6 protein-coding genes are annotated in these 4404 nt (G+C 34.1%); 4 read left to right on the forward strand and 2 right to left on the reverse strand.

Going from position 1 to position 4404, the window contains the following annotated elements:
- Window positions 1–870: MBL fold metallo-hydrolase RNA specificity domain-containing protein (locus tag Q0Q96_RS07015; protein ID WP_293872598.1), on the forward strand; the 870-nt coding region annotated here is incomplete at its 5' end.
- A gap of 5 nt (window positions 871–875) precedes the next feature.
- Here Q0Q96_RS07015 and rnhA read toward each other — a convergent pair.
- Together rnhA and Q0Q96_RS07025 are read right to left on the reverse strand one after the other, a co-directional pair.
- The gene (gene rnhA / locus Q0Q96_RS07020; protein ID WP_293872600.1) at window positions 876–1355 is read right to left on the reverse strand and encodes a ribonuclease HI; all 480 of its coding nucleotides are present in this window, start codon (window positions 1353–1355) and stop codon (window positions 876–878) included.
- Window positions 1356–1357: 2 nt separating this feature from the next.
- Window positions 1358–1927: a phosphoribosylglycinamide formyltransferase gene (locus Q0Q96_RS07025; RefSeq protein ID WP_293872602.1), complete on the reverse strand. Its 570-nt coding sequence runs from the start codon at window positions 1925–1927 to the stop codon at window positions 1358–1360.
- A 172-nt stretch (window positions 1928–2099) separates the two neighbouring features.
- Between Q0Q96_RS07025 and Q0Q96_RS07030 the strand changes: the two genes are divergently transcribed.
- The 3 genes from Q0Q96_RS07030 to Q0Q96_RS07040 form a co-directional block, all read left to right on the forward strand.
- On the forward strand, window positions 2100–2336 hold the full coding sequence (locus Q0Q96_RS07030) for an acyl carrier protein (RefSeq protein WP_007137004.1): 237 nt from the start codon (window positions 2100–2102) through the stop codon (window positions 2334–2336).
- A 177-nt stretch (window positions 2337–2513) separates the two neighbouring features.
- Window positions 2514–3767, forward strand: coding sequence for a beta-ketoacyl-ACP synthase II (fabF, locus tag Q0Q96_RS07035; protein ID WP_293872943.1), 1254 nt, complete (start codon window positions 2514–2516; stop codon window positions 3765–3767).
- 6 nt (window positions 3768–3773) lie between these two features.
- Window positions 3774–4404: ribonuclease III domain-containing protein (locus Q0Q96_RS07040; protein ID WP_293872945.1), on the forward strand; the 631-nt coding region annotated here is incomplete at its 3' end.

Below are 4404 nucleotides of genomic sequence, written 5' to 3' on the forward strand. Positions count from 1 at the left end.
TATTGGAACGATCATTCAGCCTTTGATGCTTATTCTTTTTTGATAGAAGCAAATGGCAAAAAACTATTTTATTCAGGCGATTTCAGGTCGCACGGACGCAAAAAAGAAGTGTACAAACATTTTATTGAAAACCCTCCAAAAGATGTCGATTGCTTGATTATGGAAGGAACGACAATTGGCAGAAATATCACAAAAACAAAAACGGAGGATGATATAGAAAATGATTTTCTGGAGTGTTTCAAAAATTCAACTTCCATAAATTATGTATTTACCTCAACCCAAAATATAGACCGATTGGTTTCTATCTATAAAGCCTGTTTAAGAGCCAAAAAGACTTTGGTTGTAGATGTTTATGGCGCACATATTTTAGAAAAACTTTCTAGTTTTGCAAAACTTCCTTCAATTTTAAATGGCTATCCAAATATGGGAGTTTATTTTTATAGTAAACCAACAAATAAATTAATCGGTGATGGATATAAAAAAATGGTTTTTAAATTTACTTCGAAGAAAATAAACAAAGATGACATTATAAATAAACCTTCCAATTATGTTCTTCTAGTCAGGTCATCAATGGTAAATGATCTAAAAAGCATGAATATCAAAGATGGGAATTTTATTTATTCAATGTGGTCTGGATACAAAGATCAACCTAAAACCAATGAATTTATTGATTTATTTGTAAACAATAATTTTAAAATAATTGACATCCATACTAGCGGGCACGCTGATGTTGAAACATTGAAAGAATACGCCAATGCTATAAATCCTAAAATTATAATTCCAATACACACTAACAACAAGAAAGATTATAAAAGTATTTTTTGTCAACAAATTCTAGAATTAGATGATAATCAAATATATATAATATAAGTTTTCTACAACAACTTCCCATCTTCATTTTCATAAAAAGCATCTACAGATAAATTAGGCAAGCCCGAAGCATAAACGGCTAATTCATCACAGCGCTCATTTTGCGGATGATTGTTATGTCCTTTAATCCATTTAAAATCTACCTGATGTTGACGGTATATTTTTAAGAAACGCATCCATAAATCGGGATTCTTTTTATCCTTAAATCCTTTTTTCTCCCAACCGAAAACCCATTTTTTCTCAATTGCATCAACCACATATTTCGAATCAGAAATGACCAAAACTTTCATATTGGGTTTTGTGATTTTCTCTAAACCTACTATTACCGCCAATAATTCCATTCGGTTATTTGTTGTGTGACGAAAGCCTTCGTAGAATTCTTTTTTATAAGTTGTTCCCACTAATTCCATGACTACGCCATAACCGCCGTTTCCGGGATTTCCTTTGGCTGCGCCGTCAGTGTATATGTGGACTTGGTGAGTCAAAGTTAGAGATTGGAAGTTAGAAGTTTTTCAATAATTTCTGGGAAATATTTATGTTCAAGTTCATGGATTTTTGTAATGATTTCATCTGCGGAAGCGCAATCTTCGATGTTTACTTTTTGCTGAAAAATAAATTTGCCTTCATCATAATGTTCGTTTACGTAATGAATTGTAATTCCAGTTTCCTTTTCCTTATTATCCAAAACGGTTTGATGTACTTTCATGCCATACATTCCTTTTCCACCATATTTTGGAAGTAATGCGGGATGAATATTGATGATTTTATTTGGATATTCAGCGATGATGTGTTCTGGGAATTTCCATAAAAATCCAGCTAGAATAATCAAATCTGGTTTAAGTTCGTGAATCTTATCCAAAACAAAATCTCCTGAAAGCTCTTCTTTGTTAAAAATTAGTGTTGGAACATTATATTTCTTTGCTTTGTCTAAAACTTTGGCATTTGGGTTATTGGTAAAGACGCTTACAACGGTAATATCATCATAGTTTTTAAAGTATTGAATAATATTCTCGACATTGGAGCCTGTTCCTGAAGCGAAAAGCAAAATCTTTTTCATAAAAAATAAAATTACACCACAAAAAAAGAATAAATACTTGAATTAAAACCCTGATGTAATAAGATTTTGAAATATATTTTTTAATTTCGTGGTCACATTTACTAACAAAAAGGTTGTTTTAAAATAAAGTTTTTTATTTTTGCCAACAAATTAAAATTTAAAATTAGAAATTATGTCAGACATTGCATCAAGAGTTAAAGCTATTATTGTAGACAAATTAGGCGTTGATGAAAACGAAGTTGTAACAGAAGCAAGCTTCACCAATGATTTAGGAGCTGATTCATTAGACACTGTAGAATTGATTATGGAGTTCGAAAAAGAATTTGATATTCAAATCCCAGACGACCAAGCTGAAAACATTGCTACTGTAGGTCAAGCTATTTCTTACATCGAAGAAGCAAAAAAATAATAATTATTGATCCGTGAGACTTGAACTAGTTTCACGGATTTTTATTATTTTTACTTAAAAGAGTAAAACTGATTGACATTCAATCTCAAAATATTGAAATACCCATGTCTCTTTAATGATTACATTTGAAGAAAACATGGGTATTATTTGTTTAAATACAAATCTAAAAAATAAATTATGACGTTAAAACGAGTTGTAGTGACGGGTTTAGGTGCCATTACACCTATTGGAAATAACATCGCCGACTATTGGAACGCTTTAGTTAATGGCGTTAGCGGTGCTGCTCCGATTACCTATTACGATACCGAAAAGCATAAAACAAAATTTGCTTGTGAGGTAAAAGGTTTCAACATCGAAAATTATATGGATCGTAAAGAAGCGCGAAGAATGGACAAGTTTGCGCAGTATGCCGTTGCCGCCAGCCAAGAAGCCATTGCAGATGCTGGAATTACAGATTCAAATGTAAACAAACAAAGAGTTGGTGTAATTTGGGGTGCGGGCATTGGCGGATTAGAAACTTTTCAGGAAGAAGTAATCAGCTATGCGCAAGGCGACGGAACTCCAAGATTTAATCCTTTCTTTATTCCGAAAATGATTGCAGATATTGCTCCAGCCCACATTTCGATGCGAAATGGTTTTATGGGTCCCAATTATACTACTGTTTCTGCTTGTGCTTCTTCTGCCAATGCCATGATTGATGCGTTTAATTACATTCGTTTAGGAATGTGTGACGTTATTATTTCGGGCGGTTCAGAAGCTGCCGTTACTATCGCCGGAATGGGCGGATTTAATTCGATGCAAGCCTTATCAACAAGAAACGATAGCCCAGAAACTGCCTCAAGACCTTTTGATGCCACCCGTGACGGCTTTGTTCTAGGCGAAGGCGCAGGCGCATTAGTTCTTGAAGAATATGAACACGCAAAAGCACGTGGCGCTAAAATATATTGTGAAGTAGGCGGTGGCGGAATGTCGTCTGACGCCTACCACTTAACAGCTCCACATCCTGAAGGAATTGGTGTTATTGCTGTGATGAATAATACGCTTCGAGATGCGGGAATGAAACCGGAACAAATTGACCATATTAACACGCACGGAACCTCAACGCCGCTTGGTGATGTTGCCGAACTGAAAGCTATTAGTGCTGTTTTTGGTGAGCATGCCAAAAATATTAATATTAATTCTACCAAATCGATGACTGGCCACTTACTAGGTGCAGCCGGTGCGATTGAAGCTATTGCTTCTATTTTGGCGATGAAATACGGAATTATTCCTCCAACGATTAACCATACAGTTATTGACGAAAACATTGACCCAAGTTTAAATTTAACATTGAATAAAGCTCAAAAACGGGAAATCAATGTAGCCATGAGTAACACTTTTGGATTTGGTGGTCATAACGCTTGCGTACTATTTAAAAAATTAAAAGAGTAGTTTTAGATGAAAATTCTAAAAAATATATTTCAAAAATCCCGTTCAAATGAGGACGGGATTTTTTTTAACGAAATTCAAAATATAATAGGTTTCAAACCGCTATCTATCATTTATTACCAAAAAGCTTTTACACATCGTTCCACAAATCAAATGGATTTAAAAGGAAATCCGATGAATTATGAACGATTGGAGTTTTTGGGAGATGCTATGTTAAGTGCTGTAATTGCTGCACATCTTTTCAATGAAGCTCCAGCCGGAGATGAAGGTTACTTGACCAAAATGCGCTCAAAAATTGTAAGTCGGGAACATTTGAATGAGTTGGGAGGAGATTTAAACTTAATCCGGTTTGTAAAAAGTAAAGTCCCAACACAGCATTTTGGTGAAAACATTCATGGGAACATTTTTGAAGCATTGGTTGGTGCTATTTTCCTCGATAAAGGTTATGATTTTTGTGAAAGATTTATTCAAAAAAGCGTTATCATTCCTTATGTTGACATCGCTAAACTAGAAGGAAAAGTGATTAGCTATAAAAGTTTAGTGATTGAATGGTGTCAAAAAGAAAAAAAAGTATTTCATTACGACATTTATGACGATAATGGTATTGATGGACAAAAATATTTTGGTGTGAAATTGAGCA

The sequence above is a fragment of the Flavobacterium sp. genome, assembly GCF_025352015.1.
GTDB lineage: Bacteria > Bacteroidota > Bacteroidia > Flavobacteriales > Flavobacteriaceae > Flavobacterium.

Bases quoted from the DNA above. Each gene is read 5' to 3' on its own strand.
- Q0Q96_RS07030 (WP_007137004.1), top strand. From the start codon at position 2,100: ATGTCAGACATTGCATCAAGAGTTAAAGCTATTATTGTAGACAAATTA.
- fabF (WP_293872943.1), top strand. From the start codon at position 2,514: ATGACGTTAAAACGAGTTGTAGTGACGGGTTTAGGTGCCATTACACCT.
- Q0Q96_RS07025 (WP_293872602.1), bottom strand. From the start codon at position 1,927: ATGAAAAAGATTTTGCTTTTCGCTTCAGGAACAGGCTCCAATGTCGAG.